At 71.6% G+C, this 23266-nt stretch carries 24 protein-coding genes; 9 read left to right on the forward strand and 15 right to left on the reverse strand.

All coding sequences use genetic code 11. The features are described 5' to 3' along the window. The first annotated feature begins 34 nt into the window (after window positions 1-34). A complete protein-coding gene (locus AB0Q90_RS02260) occupies window positions 35-1735 on the forward strand; it encodes a hypothetical protein (RefSeq protein ID WP_363162653.1) in 1701 nt (566 codons plus the stop codon). A gap of 59 nt (window positions 1736-1794) precedes the next feature. On the opposite strand, the gene AB0Q90_RS02265 is transcribed toward AB0Q90_RS02260, so the two are convergent. Genes AB0Q90_RS02265 through AB0Q90_RS02285 form a run of 5 tightly spaced genes read right to left on the reverse strand, consistent with a single transcriptional unit; the run spans window position 1795 to window position 6154 of the window. Then, entirely contained in the window at window positions 1795-3042 is a 1248-nt protein-coding gene (locus tag AB0Q90_RS02265) for a cytochrome P450 (protein ID WP_363162652.1), read from the reverse strand. Next, on the reverse strand, window positions 3039-3647 hold the full coding sequence (locus tag AB0Q90_RS02270; protein WP_363162651.1) for an ATP/GTP-binding protein: 609 nt from the start codon (window positions 3645-3647) through the stop codon (window positions 3039-3041). The genes AB0Q90_RS02265 and AB0Q90_RS02270 overlap by 4 nt, the downstream gene beginning before the upstream one ends. Further along, entirely contained in the window at window positions 3628-3999 is a 372-nt protein-coding gene (locus tag AB0Q90_RS02275) for a DUF742 domain-containing protein (protein WP_363162650.1), read from the reverse strand. The genes AB0Q90_RS02270 and AB0Q90_RS02275 overlap by 20 nt, the downstream gene beginning before the upstream one ends. Beyond that, the gene (locus tag AB0Q90_RS02280; protein ID WP_015655861.1) at window positions 3996-4406 is read right to left on the reverse strand and encodes a roadblock/LC7 domain-containing protein; all 411 of its coding nucleotides are present in this window, start codon (window positions 4404-4406) and stop codon (window positions 3996-3998) included. The genes AB0Q90_RS02275 and AB0Q90_RS02280 overlap by 4 nt, the downstream gene beginning before the upstream one ends. After that, entirely contained in the window at window positions 4403-6154 is a 1752-nt protein-coding gene (locus tag AB0Q90_RS02285) for an ATP-binding protein (protein WP_363162649.1), read from the reverse strand. Before AB0Q90_RS02285 ends, AB0Q90_RS02280 begins: the two co-directional genes overlap by 4 nt. A 269-nt stretch (window positions 6155-6423) precedes the next feature. Between AB0Q90_RS02285 and AB0Q90_RS02290 the strand changes: the two genes are divergently transcribed. Together AB0Q90_RS02290 and AB0Q90_RS02295 are read left to right on the forward strand one after the other, a co-directional pair. Next, the gene (locus tag AB0Q90_RS02290) at window positions 6424-6786 is read left to right on the forward strand and encodes a DUF1304 domain-containing protein (protein WP_363162648.1); all 363 of its coding nucleotides are present in this window, start codon (window positions 6424-6426) and stop codon (window positions 6784-6786) included. Then, a complete protein-coding gene (locus AB0Q90_RS02295) occupies window positions 6783-7346 on the forward strand; it encodes a TetR/AcrR family transcriptional regulator (protein WP_363162647.1) in 564 nt (187 codons plus the stop codon). The genes AB0Q90_RS02290 and AB0Q90_RS02295 overlap by 4 nt, the downstream gene beginning before the upstream one ends. 3 nt (window positions 7347-7349) lie before the next feature. Here AB0Q90_RS02295 and AB0Q90_RS02300 read toward each other — a convergent pair whose 3' ends face one another. Continuing rightward, on the reverse strand, window positions 7350-8207 hold the full coding sequence (locus AB0Q90_RS02300) for a hypothetical protein (protein ID WP_363162646.1): 858 nt from the start codon (window positions 8205-8207) through the stop codon (window positions 7350-7352). 61 nt (window positions 8208-8268) lie between these two features. Beyond that, complete coding sequence (locus tag AB0Q90_RS02305) at window positions 8269-9222, reverse strand: helix-turn-helix domain-containing protein (RefSeq protein ID WP_363162645.1); 954 nt, start codon at window positions 9220-9222, stop codon at window positions 8269-8271. Between the two features lie 71 nt (window positions 9223-9293). Here AB0Q90_RS02305 and AB0Q90_RS02310 point away from each other — a divergent pair, with 71 nt between their 5' ends. After that, complete coding sequence (locus AB0Q90_RS02310; protein WP_363162644.1) at window positions 9294-10244, forward strand: NADP-dependent oxidoreductase; 951 nt, start codon at window positions 9294-9296, stop codon at window positions 10242-10244. Window positions 10245-10250: 6 nt separating this feature from the next. Here the strand turns inward: AB0Q90_RS02310 and AB0Q90_RS02315 are convergent, their stop codons facing one another. Together AB0Q90_RS02315 and AB0Q90_RS02320 are read right to left on the reverse strand one after the other, a co-directional pair. After that, entirely contained in the window at window positions 10251-11330 is a 1080-nt protein-coding gene (locus AB0Q90_RS02315; RefSeq protein WP_363162643.1) for an NAD(P)-dependent alcohol dehydrogenase, read from the reverse strand. 25 nt (window positions 11331-11355) lie between these two features. Further along, window positions 11356-12810 (reverse strand): aldehyde dehydrogenase family protein, encoded by a 1455-nt coding sequence (locus AB0Q90_RS02320; RefSeq protein WP_363162642.1) that lies wholly within the window; start codon window positions 12808-12810, stop codon window positions 11356-11358. A 103-nt stretch (window positions 12811-12913) separates the two neighbouring features. Here AB0Q90_RS02320 and AB0Q90_RS02325 point away from each other — a divergent pair, with 103 nt between their 5' ends. Continuing rightward, window positions 12914-13351 carry a MarR family transcriptional regulator gene (locus AB0Q90_RS02325; RefSeq protein WP_363162641.1) on the forward strand — a complete coding sequence of 146 codons (438 nt, stop codon included), beginning with the start codon at window positions 12914-12916 and terminating at the stop codon, window positions 13349-13351. 228 nt (window positions 13352-13579) lie between these two features. Then, the gene (locus AB0Q90_RS02330) at window positions 13580-13966 is read left to right on the forward strand and encodes an anti-sigma factor antagonist (RefSeq protein WP_363162640.1); all 387 of its coding nucleotides are present in this window, start codon (window positions 13580-13582) and stop codon (window positions 13964-13966) included. Between the two features lie 25 nt (window positions 13967-13991). On the opposite strand, the gene tuf is transcribed toward AB0Q90_RS02330, so the two are convergent. Together tuf and AB0Q90_RS02340 are read right to left on the reverse strand one after the other, a co-directional pair. Next, entirely contained in the window at window positions 13992-15185 is a 1194-nt protein-coding gene (tuf, locus tag AB0Q90_RS02335) for an elongation factor Tu (RefSeq protein ID WP_363162639.1), read from the reverse strand. Between the two features lie 54 nt (window positions 15186-15239). Further along, on the reverse strand, window positions 15240-16193 hold the full coding sequence (locus tag AB0Q90_RS02340) for a ribose-phosphate diphosphokinase (RefSeq protein WP_363162638.1): 954 nt from the start codon (window positions 16191-16193) through the stop codon (window positions 15240-15242). Window positions 16194-16392: 199 nt separating this feature from the next. On the opposite strand from AB0Q90_RS02340, the gene otr(A) reads away from it, so the two are divergent. After that, window positions 16393-18243: a tetracycline resistance ribosomal protection protein Otr(A) gene (gene otr(A), locus AB0Q90_RS02345; RefSeq protein ID WP_363162637.1), complete on the forward strand. Its 1851-nt coding sequence runs from the start codon at window positions 16393-16395 to the stop codon at window positions 18241-18243. A gap of 5 nt (window positions 18244-18248) precedes the next feature. Here otr(A) and AB0Q90_RS02350 read toward each other — a convergent pair whose 3' ends face one another. Continuing rightward, entirely contained in the window at window positions 18249-19436 is a 1188-nt protein-coding gene (locus tag AB0Q90_RS02350) for a cytochrome P450 (protein WP_363162636.1), read from the reverse strand. Between the two features lie 143 nt (window positions 19437-19579). On the opposite strand from AB0Q90_RS02350, the gene AB0Q90_RS02355 reads away from it, so the two are divergent. Next, on the forward strand, window positions 19580-20245 hold the full coding sequence (locus AB0Q90_RS02355; protein ID WP_363162635.1) for a DUF4230 domain-containing protein: 666 nt from the start codon (window positions 19580-19582) through the stop codon (window positions 20243-20245). 61 nt (window positions 20246-20306) lie between these two features. Beyond that, window positions 20307-20792, forward strand: coding sequence for a VanZ family protein (locus AB0Q90_RS02360; protein ID WP_363162634.1), 486 nt, complete (start codon window positions 20307-20309; stop codon window positions 20790-20792). On the opposite strand, the gene tgmB is transcribed toward AB0Q90_RS02360, so the two are convergent. The 3 genes from tgmB to AB0Q90_RS02375 all read right to left on the reverse strand — a co-directional run bounded on the left by tgmB (window position 20789) and on the right by AB0Q90_RS02375 (window position 23263). Further along, window positions 20789-21727, reverse strand: a complete 939-nt coding sequence (tgmB, locus tag AB0Q90_RS02365; RefSeq protein WP_363162633.1) for an ATP-grasp ribosomal peptide maturase — start codon at window positions 21725-21727, stop codon at window positions 20789-20791. The genes AB0Q90_RS02360 and tgmB overlap by 4 nt on opposite strands. A gap of 14 nt (window positions 21728-21741) precedes the next feature. Further along, entirely contained in the window at window positions 21742-21933 is a 192-nt protein-coding gene (tgmA, locus tag AB0Q90_RS02370) for a putative ATP-grasp-modified RiPP (protein ID WP_363162632.1), read from the reverse strand. Window positions 21934-22147: 214 nt separating this feature from the next. Beyond that, the gene (locus tag AB0Q90_RS02375; protein WP_363162631.1) at window positions 22148-23263 is read right to left on the reverse strand and encodes an LCP family protein; all 1116 of its coding nucleotides are present in this window, start codon (window positions 23261-23263) and stop codon (window positions 22148-22150) included. Window positions 23264-23266 lie beyond the last annotated feature (3 nt).

Raw genomic sequence — 23266 nt, forward strand, 5'->3', positions numbered from 1 at the left:
GGGACCTCGCGCCACGTCTCCCGAAAGGAAGCGCATGACATCCACCGACAGCTTGATCCCGGCGCAGCCCAACGCCCAGCTCCAGTCGGCGGAGGCGGGGAACGCCCTGGCCCGCCTCTTCGTGAAGCACACCAAGGAGTGCGCGGAAGAGTTCCGAGATTGCCAGAACGCCGCTCAGCAGCGGCTGGACGCCCTCGGCTCCCCCCACACCGGCACCACGCTGCATGTGGAGGGAGCCCTCCATTTGGCGCCGCGCGCGTTCCTCCCGCCCGACGAGGAGGGCCATGCCAGGCTGCGGCGGCTCGACGCCGGCCTGCGCGTGATCGAAGCGGCCTTCCCCCAGGTCGCCACCGATGTCGAGGTCTGCCGGCTGACTTGCGCGATGCTGGAGGGGGCCTGGCGGAGCCGGGCACTCACCCCGCCGCGCGAGGAGGAGCGGACGGCCGCCTGTGACTGCTCCTTGTGCCGTCGGCTGCCCGAGCCTCCCGCACGCACGCCGGCCGACTACGGTTGGCGGCAGAGCGCCGGTCTTCCCCTCGCCGTCAAGACCTGGCCGTACCACCGGGAACTCGACAGCGTCCTGACCGGTGGCTGGTCCCTGGCCCGGCAGATGAACGACCTCGAACGGGACCTCGGTTACCGCCACCGCTTCGAGGACGACATCCTGCTCTTCCACGAGTACAAACGCGTGATCGACACCATAGACACCACCCGCCTCACCCAACTCATCGAAGACCGCCTGGCCGAGAACTTCAGCATCAACACCGCACGGGCCCTGGTCTGCGGCCTCTTCGCGGCCCACAAGCGATCCGTCGACGAGTACTGGCTCCAGCAGCACGAAGCGGGCAACGTCGTACTCCCCCAGACCAACCCCCTCGGCCAGAGCACCTATTCACTCCTGCAGATGATGGACTGCCTGTTCTGGCACGTCGCACCCGACACCGAACTCTGGCAGGAGGAACACCTCGCCTCCCTGCTGCTGTGCCGCGTCATCGACGACATGTCCGACGTACGGGCCGACGCCCTCACCGGCGAGATCAGCAACTTCTGGCTCGCCGACATACCCGCCCACACCAAGGCCCTCTACGCCGCCTCCGCCATCGCCTCCGTCAAGTACGGCTGCATGCCCGAGGCGCATCTCCCGATGTGGGACACGTGGCTGATGCCCAGCACCATCGTCTGGATGGGGCTCACGGGCCGCCACGCCCTGTGGTTCGACGGCATCACCGAGGGCCTGGCCCCGGCCCAGGACTGCCCGCTGTGCGACCTGCAGCCCAACGCGTGCACCGGCATCCTCACCCACGGCACCACGCTCACCATCGCCCCGCGGCCCACCGCACCGGCGCTGAGCCCCCGGACCGCCGAACTGTCCGCACGCTGCCGAGCCCAGTTCCCCGAGACCTGGGCCCTGTTCGACGCCGAGCTCCATGCCTTCGAAGCAGTGCACGGCCCCTGGCACGGCAACACCGACACCACGTGGGAGATTCTGCGCCGTACGTACATCGCGGCCGTGGAGGCATCCAGGGCCGCAGCGTCCACGGCCCGCGCCCGACAGGTCCAACAGGACTCCGGCGCAGTCGGCGCCGAGTTCTACCACACCCTGCACGACCCGGGGACCGGGCGGGAGGACACCGCGCTGCTCGCCTACATGTTCGGCTGCGCCCACCCGCACTTCCTCTGGAACGCCACGGGACACCGTCCCTCGGACGTCGCGGGCGACTGGCTCGACGGCTGACGCCACGGACGACGATGGCCCGGCCGGGTGACCCGGCCGGGGCATCGTCGTCTCAGGGCCTATACCTCGAACTCGACCGGCAGGCTGTCCAGCAGGGACATCCAGGTCGACGCGGTCGAGCCGAGCTCCTCCGGCGGCACGGCCAGGCGCAGGCCCGGCAGTCGGTGCAGCAGGACGTCCACCGCGACCTCGATGATGGACATCCCGATGCTCTGCCCGGGGCACTCGTGCGGGCCCGAACCGAACGCCAGGTGCGCCTGGTTGCCGTGCACCGACACTCCCGGGTCGGGCCGGATCTCGGGGTCGACATTGCCCGGGGCGAGACCGAGGACGAGCAGGTCGCCCTCCTCGATGCGGTGCCCGCCCAGTTCGACCTCGCTGGCGGCGAAACGCCCCGGCAGGACGGCCAGCGGCGGAGAGTTCCACATGGCCTCCTCCACCACCGCCGAGATGTTCAGCTGACCGCTGATCAGCCCGGAGAGCCGGGAGGCGTCGGTCAGGACCAGCTCCAGCACCCGGGCCAGCAGGCTGGTCGTGACGTGCGCGGCGATCAGCACCGCGCGCAGGTGCAGCACGACCTCGTCGTGGTCGAGAGCCGCGTGATGCTCCAGCAGGCCGGTGGCGAGGTCGGAGCCGGGTTCGGACCGTCTGCGCTCGGCGAGTTCGCCGAAGATCTCCCTGATCACGCCGTCGTGCCTGACGGCGTCCTCGCCGCCCTTCATGACCTGGGCGCAGGACTCGACCAGCCGACGCCCCTCCGCCTCGGCGAGCCCCAGCACACGGGCCATCACGAGCATCGGCAGTAAGTCGGCGTAGTCCGCCACCAGGTCGGCGCGGCCGGAGTCCGCGAACGCGTCGATCTGCTTGTTGGCGAAGTGCGTGGCGTGGCGCCGGACACCGCGGGCGGCGGCGGACTGCAGCCCGTCGCTGACGGCACCGCGCAGCCGGCGGTGGGCCTCGCCGTCCTGGGACACGCAGTCGGGGCGCCAGGCGAGCATCGGAACCAGCGGAGAGTTGTCCGCGACCCGGCCCTCCCGCCAGTCCCGCCAGATCCGCCCGTCGCGGGCGAACTGGCGGGGGTTGTCGAGCACGCGCCGGCTGTCCCGGTAGCCGAGTACCAGCCAGGCGGGGATGTCGCCCTCCAGCAGCACCGGCGCGACCGAGCCGTGCTCCTTGCGCAGCCGCTCGTAGATGCCGCGCGGGTCGGTCGCCGCCTCGGGCCCGTACAGCCGGACGAGTTCGTCCGAACCGTGCGCGACCGGGCAGCCGCGGGGGGCGTCGGGACCGGCGGGGTTCTGGTCGTTCATCGGGGCTCCAGTGCGACGGCGGAGCGTTCCTGCAAGTGACGTATCAGGGCGATGAGTACGTCACGGCTGGATGCCCGGTCGCGGGCGTCGCAGGCAACGATCGGTATGTGCGGGGGGATGTCCAGAGCGTCCCGGATCTCCTCGACGGGGTGTTCCTTGGAGTCGGGGAAGACATTGAGGGCGATGACGAACGGCACCTCCTGCCGCTCCATCTCCTCGATCGCCCGGAAGCTGGAGGCGAGCCGACGGGTGTCCACCAGCACGACCGCGCCGAGCGCCCCCTTGAACAGGCCGTTCCACAGGAACCAGAAACGTTCCTGGCCCGGGGTGCCGAACAGGTACAGCATCAGGCTGTCGTTGATGCCGATCTTGCCGAAGTCGAGGCTGACGGTGGTCTCCGTCTTGTCCGCGACCCCGATGAGGTGGTCGACGTCGACGCTCGCCTGGGTGAGGGTCTCCTCCGTGGTGAGCGGCTTGATGTCGCTCACCGAGCGGACCATGGTGGTCTTCCCGGTGCCGAACCCGCCCGCGATCATCACCTTCACCGAGCGGGTGCCGCCGTGGGCCGCCTGCACCCCGGGATGGTCAAAGCCTTTCAAGTCCACTGAGTACCTCCTCAAGGAGCGCGAGGTCGGGCCCGCGGCCGGCGTCGTGCGCCGGGATGGGGTCACGGGCTTCGACGCGGCCTGCCTCCAGCAGATCCGTCAGCAGCACCGCGAGAATGTTGAAGGGCAGTCCGAGGTGGGCGCCGAGTTCGGCGACCGACAGCGGATCGCGGCAGCGCCGGAGGATCTCCTCGTGCTCGTGCTGCATGCCTGGTACGGGGGCCCCGCGCGAGACGATGAGGGTCGCCACGTCGAGGCTCGACGCCGAACCGCCCGGTCCGCTGCGCCCCTTCGTCAGGACGTAGTAGCGCTCAAGACCGGACGGGTCCATGGGCCGGCGGGGGGCACTCATCCAGAGTGCTCCTCCAGGCGCGGAGTGGTGCCCAGAAGCTCTCCCATTCTGCGCGCCAGGTCCCTCATCTGGTGGCCGAGCAGACCCTGGTCCAGGCCCTCCCGGGCGAGGACGCCGAGATACGTCTCCACCCCGGCCCGTACGACGAACAGGTGGCCGCCGTCGACCTCGATCATCGCCAGCCTGAGCTGTCCCGCGTACTTGGGGAACTGCTCGGCGACCGGCTGGGCCAGTGCCTGCAGACCGGCCACCACGGCGGCGAAGCGGTCCACGTCGTCGGGGTCTTCGGCGCCGTAGGAAGTGATGGCCTTGCCGTCACTTGAGGCCACCAGGGCGAAGCGGATCTCCGGGATGGACTCCACGAGATCGCGGAGCGCCCAGCTCACGTCGGTTCCCTGCTGCGTCATACGGACTTGTCGCTCTCTTCAGTTCGCTGCTCGGTGGACTCGCGTCCGGCGGTGGCGTCGGGGCCTTCGGCGGGCCCGCCCTCGCCGGGCTCGCGGCCCGCGGTGGCGAAGGCGGCCAGGCCGGCGAAGGACGCGTCCGGCGGGACGGCCGCGACCGGGGTCCCCTCGCTGCGCTCGGCGCGTTCGGCCGGCTCGGTCCTGGCCGTCTCGCCGCGTTTGCTGCGGCGGCGGGGCAGACCTCCGGGCGTGGTCTCCACGTCGTCACCCGCTTCCGCCTCGGCCGGCTCGGTGGCGGTGACCGGGGTACGGGCCGGCAGACCCGTGGCGGTCGCCGCGGTCCGGGCCGCCGGGGCGGCCGGGGCGGCGGGCGCGGTGGCCGCGGCGGCAGTGGGCAGTTGGCTGAAGTACTTGTGCGGGACCACGATCACCACGGAGGTGCCGAGCCACGGCGAGTCGGCGTAGGTGACCCGGATGCCGTAGCGGCGGGCCAGGCTGCCGACGACCCGGAGGCCGATGCTGGCGTCCTCCGAGATGCCGCCGAGTCCGGCGCCCGGCGCGGTGCCGGCCAGGGCATGCTCCGCCTCGCGCTTCTTCTCCTCGCTCAGGCCCTTGCCGGAGTCCTGGATCTCGATGCCGACGCCGTTCGGCACCTCCTTGCCGGAGACGACCACCGGCTCGGTGGGCGGCGAGTAGCGGGCCGCGTTGTCCAGGAGGTGGGCGAAGATCAGCGTGAGGTGGTCCACCAGACCGCCGTCGACGCCGAGTTCGGGCAGCTGCCGTACCTCGACCCGGTGGAAGTCCTTGATCCGGCCGATGCCGCCGCGGACCACGCTGAGCAGCCGCTGCGGCTCCTGCCACTGCCGGCCCGGGCGGTCCGAGCCGCCGAGCACGCCGACGCTGGCGGCGAGACAGTCGGCGGGGCCGATCGCCTGGTCCAGCTCCATCAGACCGCGTGCCACGGACGGCAGCCGGCCGTGCTCGCCCTGCATCTCGTGCAGGCGCCCGCGCAGCTTGCTGGTCAGCACGTGGATGCGGTTGCCGATGCTGATCACGGCCTGCTCGGCGGAGGTCGAGCGGTTGAACTCCGCCTCGACACCGATCAGGGAGGTGCGCATGATCTTGCGCAGCTCGCCCTGGAGCTCGGTGCTCACCTTGGCGCACTGGTTGGCGACCGGCAGCAGGTCGTCGACCGCCTCTCCGGCGCGCAGCCGCTCCAGCGCCTCGGGCAGCTGCTCGGCGGCGAGGCGGGCGACCGCCTCGTGCTGGTGGGCCAGCTGTTCCTTGAAGACGTCGGCCTGATCGGCCAGCTGGGCCTCGTAGGACTGGACCTGTCCGGCCAGCCGCTCCTCGAACGCCCGGGCCTGCTCGGCCAGTTGCGCCTCATAGGCGTCGGCCTGCTCGGCGAGCCGGCCCTCCACGGCGGCGCGCTCGCCCTCCTGGGCCACGCGCTCGGCCGCGAACTTCCGCTCCAGGCCCGCCACATGCTGCTGCCACTGCTGCGAGTGCTCGGCCTGCGAGGCACGGAACCCGCTCTCGGCGCGGCGCAGCTGCGTCCGGGTGCGGACGAGGAGCCGTACGCACACGCTGCTCGCCGCGGTCGCGGCGGCACCGGCGACGGCGGCGGTTATTCGCTCGGAGCTCATGAATGTCGCGGCGACCGTTCCGCCTCCTAAAGCCAGCGGCATCAGCCACCAGCTGTACCAGGCGACAGGTGCCCGCGCCGCCGGGGGCGGAGTGGCGAGTTCCATCTGCATCCTTCGAACCAACGCGACCGAACAAGGGGGGTGTGCAAGGGGACCGCACTCATGAGTACGCACCGCGAGAGCACCGATCGCGACCGGGTCAACTCGCAGCGCTGTACGGGAGCTTATCGGGTTCAAGGGCGAAAGGATCAACCAGGCCCGGTCGACGGAGGTGAGGGTTCCGTCACTCTCCGCCAGGAATCGGTCCGAATCGAACCTGGACACCTGTCCATGTACAGTGGACATCTGTCCAGGAACGAGAGAGTGGAGCATCGATGGAAACGGTCGCGAACGTGCTGGTGGGCCTGGTGGCCGCGCTGCACCTCTACATCCTGGTGATGGAGATGTTCCTGTGGCAGAAGAAGCCGGGCCGGGGGCTGCACGGATTCGATCCGGAGATGGCCCGGGCGACCGCGCCGATGGCCGCCAACCAGGGTCTGTACAACGGCTTTCTGGCGGCCGGTCTGATCTGGGGCCTGATCGCGGCCGACCCGACCGGCTACCGCGTCCAGGTCTTCTTCCTGGTCTGTGTCGTGGTCGCGGGCGTCTTCGGCGCCGCCACCGCCAACCCCCGCATCCTGATCGCCCAGGCGCTGCCCGGCGCCCTCGCCCTGGCCGCCGTCCTGGTCGCCGGGTGAGCACGCCCCCGCCCGAGGACCCGCGGTCCGCGCGCACCCGGGCCCGGCTGCGGCAGGCCCTTCTCGACGAGTGCGCCGAACGCCCGCTGGCGGAGGTGTCGGTGGCCGCCCTGGTCCGCCGGGCCGGGGTCGGCCGGGCCACCTTCTACGTGCACTACGACGACCTGGAGGCGCTGGCCGTCGACGCGTGCGCCGATGTCGTGCGCGAGGCCGTGGAGGCACTGCACGCCTGGCGGGGCCGGCCCGACCCGGTGCACGCCCCGCCCGCGCTGGTGGAGTTCTTCGCCTCGCTCACCCCGCACTCCGCGCTGTACCGGGCGCTGCTGAGCCCGGGCGGCGGCGGCCCACTCGGCCGGGTGCTGCACCGGGACCTGCGCGCGTACAGCCTGCGCGAACGGGAGCTGGTGGGCGCGGCGGACGCCCCCCTCGTCGCGTCCGCCGTCGCCGCCACGTTCGCCGGAGTGCTGGCCGACTGGCTGCACGGGATGATCGAGGCCGGCTCCGAGGAAGTGGCCCATCAGGTCTGGCAGTTGCTGGTCGCCCTGCACGCCAGCCGCTGACGGCTACGCGCAGCCGAAGCCGTCGTTCACCTGGGGCCAGGCCTCCACGCCGTCCGGGGTGCGGACGTACGCCGGCGCCCGGTCGTCCTTCGTCAGCCACAACTCCCGCTCCCCGTACCGGTATCCGGTGTCGCGGGCGTCGCCCGGCATCGGGACGTCGCCGTCGTAGGCGGAGGTGAGCGCCCCCGGCGGAAGCACCTTGTCGGGGTCGCGGGCGTAGAGCCGTCCGTCCTTGCCCCGGCCCGTCGACAGGAAGTGGGCTGACTGCCAGTCGCAGTGCTCCGGTCCCACATTGCTGTGCACCGTCGTGATCGGCACCCGCCGCCCGTCCCGGTCGGTCCAGATCTCGTACCACTGGGAGTCGGTGAAGCTCTCGGGGAGTTCGGCCGGGTCGCAGGAGGCGCTGGTCTCCGGCCCCCAGCCCGGCCGGTTCTTCCCGTCCTTGGCGACCACGACCGCGACCTTGGTCCGGCCGTCCACGTCGAGGGAGAACAGGACGCGCTCGTCCTCCTCACGCTCCACCCGGTAGCCGGTGCGGGGCACGTCCGGCTGCTCGATGTCGAAGTAGGCCTCCAGGCCCTCCTCCGGCGTGCCGCCGCCGTCGCCCTCGCTCCAGGTTCCGCTTCCGCCGCCGTCGTAGATCTCCCCGTCGCACTCCAGGGCGCGGCCCGCGGCGCCGGACTCGATGCGTGTCGCCCGCGGGCTGTCCTCGTCGAGGTTCTTCACGGGCACGTACAGCGGCCCGCTGTACGGCGTGGTCGGCGCCGAGCCCTCGACGACCGCCTCCTCGCCGCCGCCGTCGCCGCAGCCCACCGCGGCCACGGCCAGCACGACCGCCGTCGCCATCAGTCCTCTGCGCATCCCCACCCCTGTTCCTTCGTCCTGCCGTTCCCTCCTCCGACGCGGCAGTGACACAGAACGTTCACCCCTGCCGGGCCGCCTGGAACGTGCGCCGGTACGCCTGTGGGGAGACCCCGATCGCGGCGTGCAGATGCTGGCGCAGGGAGGCGCCCGTGGCGAAGCCGACCTCGCCGGCGATGTGGTCCACCGACAGGTCGCTGGCCTCCAGCAGATGGCGGGCGCGGGCGACGCGCTGCTGCACGATCCAGCGGCCGGGGCTGAGGCCGACCTCGTCGTTGAAGCGGCGGGCGAAGGTGCGCAGGCTCATCCGGGCGTGGGCGGCGAGGGCGGCCAGGGTCAGGGGTTCGCCGAGACGTGCGAGCGCCCAGGCGCGGGTGGCGGCCGTGCTGGCTGCGCCCTGGTCGGGGACGGGCTGTTCGATGTACTGCGCCTGGCCGCCGTCGCGGAACGGCGGGACCACACAGCGGCGGGCGACGGAGTTGGCCAGTTCGCTGCCGTGGTCCTTGCGCACCAGGTGCAGACAGACGTCGACGCCGGAGGCGGCACCGGCCGAGGTGAGGATGCGGCCCTCGTCGACGAAGAGCACGTCGGGGTCGAGGGCGATGTGCGGATACCGGCGCCGGAAGGCGTCGGCCAGCTGCCAGTGGGTGGTGGCCCGGTGCCCGTCGAGGAGCCCGGCCGCGGCGAGGACGAAGGCACCGGTGCAGATGGAGACGATGCGCGCCGTCGGGGGAATCAGCGCGAGGGCGGCGGTGACCGGCTCCGGCAGGGTCTCGGTGATCTCCGTCGGCGAGATCGGCGCGATCACCACGGTGTCGGCGGTGGCCAGGACCTCCGGGCCGTGCCCGACACCGATGGTGAAGTCGGCGTTGCTGCGCACCGGACTGCCGTCGACCGAGCAGGTGACCACCTCGTAGCGGCCGTCCGCCGCGCCGAAGATGCGGGCGGGGATGCCGAGCTCGAAGGGGTAGACCCCGTCGAGCGCCAGGACGACTACGCGCTCCATGTGCTGCATGGCACGATCTTATCGAAGGTTGGCCATCATGCCATTTCCCGGCGTCGCCGCCCCCGGCAGGCTGAATGACCATGAGCACTGAGAACACCATGCGAGCCATCAGCCAGAACGCCCTCGGCGGCCCCGAGGTCCTTGCCGAAGTACAGCTGGAACGCCCCGCCCCGCGCGCCAACGAGGTGCTGGTCCGGGTGCGTGCGGCCGGCGTCAACCCGACCGACTGGAAGCACCGGGCCCTGGGCCTCTTCCTGGGCGAGCCGCCGTTCGTCCTCGGCTGGGACGTCTCCGGCGTCGTCGAGGCGGTGGGGTTCGGCGTCGCCCGGTTCCGGCCCGGCGACGAGGTCTTCGGCATGCTGCCCTACCCCTACGGCCAGGGCTCGCACGCCGAGTACGTCACCGGCCCGGCCCGGGCCTTCGCACACAAGCCGTCCGTGATCGACCACGCCGAGGCGGGCGCTCTGCCCCTGGTCTCCCTCACCGCGTGGCAGGCGCTGGTCGAGACGGCCGACGTCCGGCCCGGGCAGCGGGTGCTGGTCCACGCGGCGGCCGGCGGCGTCGGGCACGTGGCCGTGCAGATCGCCAAGGCGCGCGGCGCGTATGTCATCGGCACGGCGAGCGCGGGCAAGCACGACTTCCTGCGGGAGCTGGGCGTGGACGAGCCGGTCGACTACCGGTCGACCGACTTCGCCGAGGCGGTGCGGGACGTGGACGTCGTCCTGGACACGATCGGCGGCGACACCGGCCTCCGCTCGCTGCGCGTACTGCGCCCGGGCGGGCTTCTGGTCTCGATCCTGCCGGTCGCCTCCGACGAGCTGTACACGCAGGCGGAGCGGCTCGGCGTGCGGGCGCTGTGGATGCTCGTCGACGCCTCGCACAGCGGGATGAAGGCGATCGCCGACCTCGTCGAGAAGGGCGAGCTGCGGGCGACGGTCGCCGGGGCCTTCCCGCTCGCCGATGCCGCCAAGGCGCACGAGCTGGGCGACACCGGCCGGACCGCGGGGAAGCTGGTGCTGACGGTGGACTGACCGGGGTCAGAACTCCAGCACGGGTTTGACGGCCTTGCCCTCCCGCATGTCCCGCGCCGCCCGCTCGATGTCCGCGAACGGATAGGTGCTGATCAGACGGTGCAGCGGGAGACGCCCCTCCTTCACCAGCCGTACCAGGGCCGGAATGAAGGTCCGCGTCTCGGCGTCGCCGAGGGTGAGGCCGACGATCCGCTTGCCGGCCAGCAACCCGTTGACGTCCAGCGCGACTTCGGTGCCGAACGGCGGAGCCCCTACGACGACCAGGGTGCCGCGGGCGGCGAGCGCGTCGACGCCCTGGCGCAGGACGGCGGTGCTGCCCGTGGTCTCGACGATGCCGTCGGCGGTGAAGTCGGCGAGCCCCGCGACGGTGTCCAGGGTGTGCGTGGCACCCAACTCCCGCGCCAGTTCCAGGCGTTCGGGAACACGGTCGACGGCGACGACGGTGGTGGCCGGGGTGAGTGCGGCCGCCATCACCGCCGACAGGCCGACGGCCCCGGCGCCGAGTACGACGACCGTGTCGCCGGTCTCGGGCTTCAGTACGTTCCACACGGCGCCGACGCCGGTCTGCACTCCGCAGCCGAGCGGCGCGATCGACGTCAGCGGCACCTCGGGATCGACCTTGACCAGACTGCGTTCGTCCACCAACGCCCGCTCGGCGAACGAGGACTGGCCGAAGAAGTGCCCGCCGAGCCGGGTGCCGTCCCGGCTGATGGTGCCGGTGCCGTCGGCCCGGCACCCGCCGATCAGGTTCAGCGGCAGCCAGGTCGCGCAGTAGGCGGGGTGGCCGCCGCGGCAGTTGCGGCAGTCGCCGCAGGAGGTGAAGGACAGCACCACGTGGTCGCCGGGCGCGACGCCGGAGACCGCCGCTCCGACGGCCTCCACGACTCCGGCGCCCTCGTGGCCGAGGACTCCGGGCAGCGGGAAGGGCAGTCCGCCGCTCGCGACGCCGAGGTCGGTGTGGCACAGACCGGTTGCCACGAGGCGGACGAGCACCTCGTGGGGTCCGGGGTCGTCGAGGGTGACCTCGGAGAGGGTGAAGGGCGCGCCGCCGGACTCGACGACGGCGGCTCGGGTGGTGATGGGCATCGCAGGAACTCCCTGGGAAGCGGGCTCAGTCGAGCGAGACGACGACGGACTTGACCTGGGTGTAGGCGGCGAGCGCCTCGGGACCGTACTCGCGGCCGAACCCGGAGTCCTTGACCCCGCCGAAGGGGACGGCGGGGTCGAGCATCGCCCAGTCGTTGATCCACACGATGCCCGCGCGGAGCCGGCCGGCGACGCGGTGGGCGCGGGCGAGGTTGCGGGTCTGGACGCCCGAAGCCAGGCCGTACGGGGTGGAGTTGGCGAGGGCGACGGCCTCGTCCTCGGAGTCGAAGGGCTGCACCGTGAGGACCGGGCCGAAGATCTCCTCCTGGACGACGCGGGAGTCGTTCGGCAGGTCGGCGATCACGGTGGGCCGGTAGTAGTAGCCGCCGTCGAGGTCGATGCGCTCGCCGCCGCAGACGATGCGGCCGCCCTCCTTGCGGGCCAGGTCGACGTATTCCTCGACCTTCCTCAGGTGCCTCTCCCCCGCCATCGGGCCGACCACGGTCTCGGGCCGCCGGGGGTCGCCGACCGGGACGCCGGGGACCGCCTCGGCGAGGATGCCGAGCAGGGTGTCGTAGACCCGGCGGGCGACCAGCAGGCGGGGGCCGCCCATGCAGAACTGGCCCGTGTTGAAGACGAAGCCCTTGATGATCGCGCCGACGGCGTTCTCCAGGTCGGCGTCCTCGAAGACGACGTGGGCGGCGTTGCCGCCGAGTTCCATGGTGACGGGCTTGAGCGCCGCACCGGCGACGCTCGCGGCGTGCCGGCCGACCGCGGTGGACCCCGTGAAGGCGATCTTGTCGATGCCGGCGTGGCGCAGCAGGGCCTCGCCGGCCACCGGGCCGGTGCCGGTGACCACGTTGACGACGCCGTCCGGGACGCCCGCCTCGGTGAGCAGGCGGGCCATGTACAGGGCGCTGAGCGGGGTCTCGTCGGCCGGTTTGTGGACGACCGTGTTGCCGGCCGCGAGCGCGGGGGCGATCTTCGAGCCGGCCAGGATCAGCGGGAAGTTGAAGGGGGTGATCGCGGCGACCACGCCGAGCGGCTCGCGCCGGGTGTAGGCGAGGGCGTTCATGGGGGTGTCGCGGTTGGCGCCGTGCAGGGAGTGGGCCAAGGCGGCGTAGTGCTCGTAGTCGTTGGCGGCGTTGGCCACGTCGACCGCGCGGCACAGGGTGATCGGCTTGCCGACGTCCAGGCTCTCCAGCTCGGCGAGCTCGTCGGCGTTGGCCCGGATGAGCTCGGCGACGCGGTACAGGATCCGGCCGCGTTCCCGGCCGCCGAGCCCGGACCAGGCGCCGTCGTCGTAGGCCTCTCGTGCGGCGCGCACGGCGGCGTCGACGTCGGCGGGGCCCGCCTCGGCGACGGTGGTGACGACCGCGCCCCGGGACGGGTCGACCACCTCGGTGCGCGCTCCGTCGGCGGCCTCGCACCACCGGCCCCCGATGAACAGCCGGCCGGGTTCGATCTCGAAGGCGGTCATCGCCACTCCTCAGCCTCGTTGCCAAGAGTTCAACAAACAGGATTCCTGTTGGTCCGCAGTCTCATTACAGACAGGATTCCTGTCAATGCCCTAGGCTGGGTCCATGGTCGGCACACAGGGAACCAAGGCTCCTCCGTCACTCCTCTACATGGTGAAACAAGTGGAGCTCGTGGTGCGATCCCACCTGGACGAGCTGGTCAGGCCGTCGGGGATCACCGCGCTGCAGTACACGGCGCTGACCGTGCTGGAGCGGCACGACGGACTGTCGGCCGCCCAGCTGGCCCGCGACTCGTTCGTGACCGCGCAGTCCATCGCCGACCTCGTCCGGACACTGGAGGGCAGGGGTCTGGTCCGCCGGGAGCGCAATCCACGCAACCGCCGCGAACTGCTCATCCTGCTCACCGACACCGGGCGCGAGGTGCTCGCACGGCACGAGGGTCCGGTGCGGGAGCTGGAGGAGCGGATGGTCCGGGATCTCACGGCACACCAGTCCGAGCAGTTCCGCCAGGCCCTGTCGAAGGCCTGGCACGCCCTGTCGTAACGCGTCCCGGCCACCTCGGGAGGTCTCCGGCCGAATTCGACGACATATGTCAATCGAACATGCTCAACTTCATCCCATCGGGGGTAACTTGCTGGGCGAGGAACGGTTTTGCGCTCACTCGGTGTCCCGTGACATTCTCGCGCTCGTACGCTCGCTGCACGATGTCACCCCGGTCCCCGGTGACCTGCAACCCCACCGCCGAATGAGCCGGTTGGAGGCGACATCGACGTGCAGCAGGAACCCGCACCGCTCAGCCGGCACCTGCGCGTCCGCCAGGACCGGGGACACACGGTGCTGGAGTTCCGCGGCGAGATCGACATCGCCGCGGCGATCGAGCTCGTCGCCTACCTCGACCGGCTGACGGCACAGCCGGCGCCGCGGATCGTGATCGACCTCAGGCCGGTGGAGTTCTTCGACTGCTCCGGTCTGCGCCTGCTGTACCGGGCGCGCGGCCGGGTCCTGGACCACGGCGGACAGCTCCACCTGGTCTGTACGCACCCGCTCACGCTGCGCGTGCTGCGGATCACCGGGCTGGCCCGGCTGCTGCCTCCGCATCCGACGCTGGACGCGGCCCTGGGCCAGGGTCAGCCCGAGGCCACGTCCGGCTCGGTGTAACCGGTGCTGTTCTCGATGAACCGCGCTATTTCACAATCCTGGTGACCTGCCCCGCCCCGACCGTCCGGCCGCCCTCACGGATCGCGAACTTCAGACCCTCCTCCATCGCGATCGGCTGGATCAACTGGACGAACATGGTGGTGTTGTCGCCCGGCATGACCATCTCGGTGCCCTTCGGCAGGGTCACCACGCCCGTGACGTCGGTCGTGCGGAAGTAGAACTGGGGACGGTAGTTGTCGAAGAACGGCGTGTGCCGGCCGCCCTCGTCCTTGGACAGGATGTACGCGCGCGCCTCGAACTCCTTGTGCGGGGTGACCGATCCGGGCTTGATGACGACCTGCCCGCGCTCGACGTCCTCGCGCTTGACCCCGCGCAGCAGCAGTCCGACGTTCTCGCCGGCCCGGCCCTCGTCGAGGAGCTTGCGGAACATCTCGACGCCGGTCACGGTCGTCCTGGTCTTCTGCTCGTGGATGCCGATGATCTCGACCTCGCTGTGGACGTGCAGCGTGCCGCGCTCGATCCGGCCGGTGACGACGGTGCCGCGGCCGGTGATGGTGAACACGTCCTCGATCGGCATCAGGAACGGCTTGTCCACATCACGCTGCGGCTCCGGCACCGCCGAGTCGACCGCGTCGAGGAGGTCGAGCACCGACTGCGTCCACTGCCCGTCGCCCTCCAGCGCCTTGAGCGCGGAGACCTTGACCACCGGCACGTCGTCGCCCGGGAACTCGTACTCGGTGAGCAGCTCGCGCACCTCAAGCTCCACGAGTTCCAGGATCTCCTCGTCGTCCACCATGTCCGTCTTGTTGAGGGCGACGACGATGTACGGCACGCCCACCTGCCGGGCCAGCAGCACATGTTCCTTGGTCTGCGGCATCGGCCCGTCGGTCGCGGCGACCACGAGGATCGCGCCGTCCATCTGCGCCGCTCCGGTGATCATGTTCTTGATGTAGTCGGCGTGCCCCGGGCAGTCGACATGGGCGTAGTGCCGGCGTTCCGTCTGGTACTCGACATGGGCGATCGAGATGGTGATGCCGCGCTGCCGTTCCTCGGGCGCCTTGTCGATCTGGTCGAACGGCGTGTAGGGGTTCAGATCGGGGAACCGGTCGTGCAGCACCTTCGTGATGGCCGCCGTGAGCGTGGTCTTGCCGTGGTCGATGTGACCGATGGTGCCGATGTTCACATGCGGCTTGGTCCGTTCGAACTTCGCCTTCGCCACTGGGGCCCTCCTGGTCACGGGAGTGAGGCCGGGCGTTACCCGGCTATCTCCTGTCTATTCGCTCCGCGGCGCATCGAACAGGGCGCTGACCGACTCGCCGTTGTGAATACGGCGCACGGCCTCGGCGAGCTGGGGGGCGACGGTGAGGACCCGCAGCTTGTCGGTGCGCTCCTCCTCCGGCACGGGGACCGTGTTGGTGCACACGATCTCCAGTACGTCGGGCTGCTCGCCGATCCGCTTGAGCGCCCCGGCCGTGAACAGGCCGTGGGTACAGGCGACCCGGATCGAGCGCGGGCCCAACTCCCGCAGCCGGTCCAGAAGTTCGAGAACGGTGCTGCCCTTGGCGATCTCGTCGTCCAGCACGATGACATCGCGGTCGGCGACCTCACCGATGACGGAGTTGATGCTGACCCGGTCGTCCGCGAAGCGCTGCTTGGCGCCGGCGGCCACCTGGGCGCCGAGCATGCGCGCGAACGCCGCCGCCTCCTTGGCGTTGCCCAGGTCGGGCGAGACGACGGTGGTGCGGGACAGGTCGTACTGCCGGAAGTGCGTGGCCAGTTCGCGCAGCGCGTGCAGATGGTCCACCGGCACCGAGAAGAAGCCGTGCACCTGGGGCGAGTGCAGCGTCATGGCGAGGACCCGGCTCGCGCCGGCCGCGACCATCAGGTCGGCGACCAGGCGTCCGCCCAGGGAGATCCGGGGCGCGTCCTTCTTGTCGGAGCGGGCGTAGGAATAGTGCGGCATGACGACGGTGATCCGTCCGGCGGACGCCCCGCGGGCCGCGTCGCACATCAGCAGCAGCTCGACGAGGTGCTCCTGGACGGGGGCGACCAGCGGCTGGATCAGGAAGACGTCCCGCTCCCGGCAGTTCGCCTGAAGCTGCACCTCCAGACAGTCGTTGGCGAACCTGCTGACCCGGGTGGGGCTGAGCGGCACACCGAGATGCGCACAGACCTCCGCCGCCAGTTCGGGATGGGCACTACCGCTGAAGACGGCGATGTCTCGCACGATCCGCTCCTCGCATGATCATCTCGGCTGTCGGCCACATGCTACTGACCTCGCGAAAACCGGTTGCCGAGCGCCTCGGGGTGCGCGCCATCATGGGCGACGTCCGTGTTCCCTCATGTCAGGACCGCCCGCATGCGCCGACTCCTCGAAACCACCCAGTGCCCCCATCGGCCCACGGTCTTCGAGGACGACCTTTCGCATGCACACCCTGAACATCGGAATCCTGGCCCACGTCGACGCCGGTAAGACCAGCCTCACCGAGCGGCTGCTGTTCGACCACGGCGCGATCGACCGGCTCGGCAGCGTCGACGCCGGTGACACCCGTACGGATGACGGCGCGATCGAGCGGGAGCGCGGTATCACCGTCCGCTCGGCCGTCGCCTCCTTCACCGTCGGCGGCACCCGGATCAACCTCATCGACACCCCCGGGCACTCCGACTTCATCGCCGAGGTCGAGCGCGCCCTGGAGGTCCTCGACGGCGCGGTGCTGGTGCTCTCCGCCGTGGAGGGCGTCCAGGCGCAGACGCGTGTGCTGCTGCGCACCCTGCGCCGGCTGCGGCTGCCCACGCTGCTGTTCGTCAACAAGGTCGACCGCGCGGGCGCCCGCGCAGACACACTCCTGGACGACATCCGGCGCCTGCTGACCGCGAACGTCGCCCCCCTGACGTCGGTCACGGACATCGGCACCTCCGATGCCCGGGTGACGCCTGTGCCGCCGGAGGCCGAAGCTCTCGCGGAGGTCGACCCGGCCATCCTGGCGGCGGTCGTGGACGGCCCCGCCCCCACCGCCGACGCCCTGAGCACCGCCCTGGCGACACACACCGCCGACGGCTCGTTCCACCCGGTCTTCTTCGGCTCCGCCCTCGGCGGCCAGGGAGTCGCCGAGCTCGTGGCGGGCCTGGTCCGGCTGATCCCGCCCGCCCCGCCGGCCGCGGGCACCGCCCCACGCGGCACGGTGTTCGCCGTACGCCCCGGTCCCGGCGGCGAGCGCACCGCGTATCTGCGGCTGTACGACGGTGAGGTGGCGCTGCGCCAGCGGCTGACGTTCCTGCGCCGGGATGCCGACGGCCGGACCAGCGAGGTGTCCGGACGGGTGACGCGCCTGGACGTGGTCGGCGGCGCGGGGCCGCTGTCCGCCGGGAACATCGCGGCGCTGACCGTCCCGGCCGGACTGCGCGTGGGCGACCGGCTCGGCGAGGTCACCGACCGCGCACCGCAGTTCGCGCCGCCGACCCTGCAGACCCTGGTCCGGGCCCGGCGCCCGGAGCAGGCGGCGGCGCTGCGCTCGGCGCTGCTGGCCCTGGCCGACCAGGACCCGCTCCTCCACGCCCGGCCCACGGACTCGGGCGCCACCGCGCTGCTGCTGTACGGCGAGGTCCAGATGGAGGTGCTCGCGGCCACGCTCGTCCAGGACTTCGGCATCGAGGCCGAGTTCGAGCCGGGCCGGGTGCGGTTCCTGGAGCGCCCGGCGGGAACGGGCGAGGCATGCGAGGAGCTGCCGTGGCTCGACCGCACCCGCTACTGGGCGACCGTGGGCCTGCGGGTGGAGCCGGGGCCGCGCGGCTCGGGCGGACGGTTCGCCTACGAGACGGAACTCGGGGCGCTGCCCCGCGCCTTCCACCAGGCGATCGAGGAGACCGTGCACGCCACGATGGGCACCGGCCTGTGCGGCGCGGCCGTCACGGACTACCGGGTCACGCTCGTCCGCTCCGGCTACTGCGCCCCGGTCAGCACCGCCGCCGACTTCCGCGGGCTGACCCCGGTCGTGCTGCGCCGGGCCCTGGAGCGGGCGGGGACCCGGCTGTTCGAGCCGTACCACGCCTTCGAGACGGAGGTCCCGCTCGACGCGCTGGCCCCGGTCACGGCTCAACTCGCTTCGTTGGGAGCCGAGTTCACGGGCACGACGGGCGGGGCGACGGCCTGGCTGATCAGCGGGGAGCTGCCGGCCCGGCGGGTGCGCGAGATGGGGCTGCGGCTGCCGGGACTCACGCACGGGGAGGGGGTGTGGTGGTCGCGTCCGTCGGGCGACCGGGAGATCCGCCGGCCGTGACGGCCTCACCAGGAGACCGGCAGGCTCCGCGGGCTGCGCGTCAGCTGTCCCTCCCGCCAGTCGATCGTCTCCGGCGTGAACTCGGCGCGCAGCGACGGGAAGCGGGTGGCGAGGCCGTGCAGGGCGAGGGCGAGCTCCATACGGGCCAGCCAGGCGCCCAGGCAGTGGTGGGGTCCGGCGCCGAAGGCGACGCCGGGCGAGGTCAGTGGCGCGAACAGGTCGGGCGGGCCGGGCGGGAAGACCTCCGGGTCACGGCCGGCGGAGTTCGTCTGGACGGCGACGACACTGCCCGCGGGGATCGTCACTCCGCCGATCTCCACGTCCTCGACGGCACGGCGGATCAGTCCGGGCAGCAGCCGTCCCTCGCTGAGCGGGACGGTGCGCAGCAGCTGCTCGACCGCGGTCGCCGCGGACTCCTCGTCGCGGGCGAGGCCGGGCCAGGCGTCGCGGCCGTCGGTGAGCAGGCGCACGACGGCGTTGCCGAGCGCGGTCATGGTGGTCTCGTGCCCGGCGACGACCAGCCCGCAGACCAGGGGCACCAGCTGCCGGTCGTCGCCGCCGAGCCCGTCGCCCGCCGCCACCATGCCGCTGACCAGGTCGTCGCCCGGCTTCCGGCGCCGTTCGGCGACCAGTTCCCCGGCGAACACGCCGAACTCCCGCATCGCGGCGCCGACCTGCTCGGCCGTGTGCGCGCCGCCGGACAGGGCGTGGTCCGCCCAGTACCGGATCCGGTCGCGGTCCACGTGGTCCAGGCCCATCAACCGGGAGATCACCGACACGGGCAGCGGACAGGTGAAGCCCTCGACGATGTCGGCGGGCCGGGTCCGCCCGGCGAAGGCGTCGAGCAGCGAGTCGACCACGGACGCCACCCAGGGCCGCCAGCGGGCGATGGCGCGCGGGGTGAACGCCCGCTGCACGGTGCCGCGCAGCCGCTGGTGAGCGGGCCCGTCCTGGTTGAGGAGCCCGCCCGGGTCGTCGAGCAGGTTCGGCACGACGAGCAGCGGCGGAGCGCCGGGAGCGTGCAGGGAGCGCCGGTCGAACCGCGGGTCCATGAGGACCTGGCGCGCCTCGGCGTAGCGGGTCACGAGCCATACCGGGGTTCCGGTGGCGAGGGTGCCCGGCCGGGGCGGTCCGGGCTCGGGGAAGGTGATGTGGTGCATGGGGCGAAGGGGCCGGGGCGTGTCTGCGCTCATCCGGGACTCCTGGCCGGCAGGTGGGGGCGGCCTCTCACGCTAGTGCGCCCCGTGTGCTTCCGTCAGGGGCGCCTATCGGCCAACGGACCGGTCTCATACGGCTCTTGGGGGGCATTCGGACAGGAGGAAGGAGGGCCGTCGCCATGACGACTCCCATCAGGCGCCTGTCCAGGCGCATTCCCGGCTGGGCGAAGGCGGTGAGCGCCTTCGCGCTGGTGCTCGCGCTGCTGTTCGCCGGGATCGGGCTGAGCGTGCTCCCGGGTCTGAAGGACCTGTTCGGCACGGAGACCCAAGACCGCTCGGGCCCCGCACTGCTGGAATCCATCCAGGACATCAGCCGCTACGACGCCGCCTCGGGCAACTTCCAGGTCGTCGTGGACCTGGAGAAGGACGCCAAGTACCTGCCCGACGCGATCCGCGGCACCCGCACGCTGTACGTCGGCGCGGGCACCGTGGACGCCTACGTCGACCTCGGCAAGGTCGGCAAGGACGACGTGCGGGTCGACGAGGACCGTACGTCCGCCACGATCGAGCTGCCGCACGCGGCGCTCGGCGAACCCGCACTCGACCCCGACCGTTCCTACGCCGTGTCCAAGCAGCGCGGGCTGTTCGACCGGCTCGGCGATCTCTTCTCGGACAACCCCAACAGCGAGCAGGCCGTGCAGAAGCTCGCCGCACAGCACATCGGCGAGGCCGCGAAGGAGAGCGCGCTGACCAAGCGCGCCGAGAGCAACACGACGGACATGCTCAAGGGGCTGCTGCGCTCGCTCGGCTTCAAGGAGGTGGACGTCCGTTACGGGACCGCGTGATCAGCGGCCGTGGGGGTAACCGCCCTACCACGAAGGGAAGTTGAAGACTGGAGGATCCCCCATGGCCCGTGCCGCCCTACGCGAGCGCAACCCCCTTCAGTTCCTGGCCCGTCTGGTGGCCATGCTCGCCGCGTTCGCGCTCATGGTCGCGTTCGCCGTCGTCCTGGCCCGGCTCACGCTCCAGCCCTCGCCCGCCTCGGAGTCGCTGGCCCACACCAATGTGCGCCCGGGCCGCTCGCTGCGGGCCTATCTCGACCAGCCCGCCCTGCGCGACGCCGTCAAGCAGATCGGCGGCAACCTGCTGCTCGGGGTGCCGTTCGGAGTGCTCGCCCCGGTCGTCGCGCCGAAGGCGCGCGGTGTCCTGCGGGTGCTGCTCCTGACGGCGACCGTGATGCTGCTGGTCGAGTTCGCGCAGGGCGCCCTGGTCACCGGACGCGCCTTCGACATCGACGACGTCATCCTCAACACCACCGGAGCACTGCTCGGCTATCTGCTGCTGGGGCGGCGGATGGGCCGGGCAGTGCATGCGCGGGAGCGTCGCCCCTAGACGGGGGTGTCCTTCGGCTGGGCCAGCCAGTGGGCGACCGCCGCCGAGATCGGCTGCCCGGTCTCCAGTTCGACGAAGCCGAACTGGCCGCCCTGGTTGCACTCCAGGAACCACCAGACGCCGTCCTCGTCCTCGGCGAAGTCGAAGGCGGCGTACGCCAGTGAGGCGAGGTGCATGTACTCACGCACCGCGCCCCCGATGCGCCCGGGCACGGCGACCGGCTCCCAGCCGTGCCCGGTGTCGCCGAAACGCCCGTCGACCTGGCCGGGGTCGGCCCTCTTGCGCGCCGCGAACTGCTGTACGCCGACGCAGGTCAGCCGGATGTCGGCGCGCTTGGGCACATACCGCTGGAGCAACGCGGGACCGGCCGCGACGGCGGAGAAGTCCGCGTCGGGGCCGATCAGCGTCGTGGGCAGGGCCATCCCCGGTTCGTCGGGGGGCGGCCCCGAGGCGGACTTCACCACCACCTCCCGGTGTTCCTCGGCGAACTCCCGCGCCAGGCGCGGCGAGGTCGTGAACACGGTCGGCGGTACGGCGAAGCCGCTGAGGTGGGCAACCCTCAGCTGCCAGGGCTTCAGGCGTGCCCGGTCCGCGTCGCGCGGATGGTTCATCCAGCGCGCGGAGGCGGAGAAGAGCATCCCGAACAGCGCCTGTCGGGTCTCGGCGGTCAGCCACGGCGAGGGGTGTGCCGCGTGCGCCGCCGGTTCGCCGGGCCTGCGCAGCCACACGGAGCGCAGGCCGCCCATGCTGAGCACGTGCCCGTTGACCGACAGATGGCCGGCGAAGTCGCCGTGCGCGTAGTCGGCCGACAGCACGGCCCTGCCGGGCAGGTCGGCGGGGTCCAGGCGCATCACGGGAGTTCCTGTCCCGTGCAGCCTGGCCACCACCATGTCGGCGGTCACGTCCTCGTCGGACGTGAGGATCAGTACGGTCATGCGGTGAGGGATCCTCAGTCGTCGAAGTGCGTCTGGGAACCCGCGGTGGACGTGGTCGTACCGGCCGCGAGGAGGAGCTCCCGGTCCATCACCGCCGGGCGGCCGTCGGCCAGCACGTTCAACTGCCGTGCGGCGTCGAAGTGGTACGGCGTCACCATGGTCGTAAGCCCGCTGGGACAGACGTAGTTGAGGGTGAACGGTCGCACTCGAAAAACCTCCAAGGGTGGCGCGTTGTCTGCGTACAGTCCCTTACGCGCCCGTTGGGTAAGGAATTCATCACTTTCGGCTACATGAGGGTGAAGGTCGTCACATCAGCTGCATCACCTGCACCAGATGCACCATGAGTAACACCAGCCCCACACATATCCCATCGGATGGCGGGCCAAAGGTGTCACGGCGTCACCAAGCGTGACGGCGGCCTTACTTGGGGGCAGTCACCGGCCGGTCGTTCCTCAGCTCGCCGAAGAGCCTCGCCGCCCGCTCCGCGTCCCACCGCAGGGCGCTGCCCTTGGACGTGCTGATGCCCGACCCGGCGACGGGGACGGTGAGCTGTCTGCCGTTTCCGGAGGAGACGCTTCTCATCGCCCGGAACAGCGCGGCGAGGGTGGGCAGTTCCATGTCCTGGTCCACGACGAGGGTGTCCAGTGCCGCGTCCAGCAGGGGGTAGGTGCGCAGCGGGTCGAGGGCGGTGCGCGGCGAGGCCGCCGTGCGGGCGAGTGCGGCGAGGAACTTCTGCTGGTTCCTGCTGCGCCCGAGGTCGCCGTCGGCCTCCTGATGCCGCTGCCGGACGAACGCGAGCGCCTGGCCGCCGTCCAGGGTGTGGCAGCCCTCGGTCAGGTCCAGGCCCGACTTCTCGTCCTTGACGGTCCGGTCCACGCACATGTCCACACCGCCGACCGCGTCCACCACTTCGACGAAGCCACCGAAGCCGATCTCGGCGTAATGGTCCACGCGCAGGCCGGTGTTGAGCTCGACGGTGCGCACGAGGAGCCGGGCGCCGCCCAGGGCGTAGGCGGCGTTCAGTTTGTCCTTCGCGGGCCGGTGGTGCTTGCCGGTGCCGGGATCGAGGTACGCCGGCAGCGTCACCCACGAGTCGCGCGGCAGGCTGACCATCGTGGTGCCGTGGGCGCCGGTGTGCAGCAGCATCATCGAGTCGGTGCGGCCGCCCCCGCCGCCGCCGGCGTGCAGATCCTCCTTGGCCTGCTCGGACAGTCCGTCCCGACTGTCGGAGCCGACGATCAGGTAGGTCGTCCCCCTCCCGTCCGGCGGACGCCCGGCGTCGCCGCCGAGGTCGACCGCCCGGTCGAGCCGGAGGTCGGCCCAGGCGTAGGTGCCCAGGCCGGTGACGAGCAGGGCGCACAGCAGGAGCGCCAGCAGACGGGCGACCCGGCGGCGCCGGCTGGGGCGCACCCAGGGCGGCCGCAGGCTGTGGCTGCGGCCGCCGCGGACCGGTTCGTGCTCCTCGTAGGGCGGTGCGTCCTCGGTGACGACCTCTGCGCCGACTATCCGTCCCGTGATCACGCGGGGTTCACTCATGGT

It is taken from the genome of Streptomyces sp. NPDC079141, from assembly GCF_040686775.1.
In the GTDB taxonomy this organism is placed as follows: domain Bacteria; phylum Actinomycetota; class Actinomycetes; order Streptomycetales; family Streptomycetaceae; genus Streptomyces.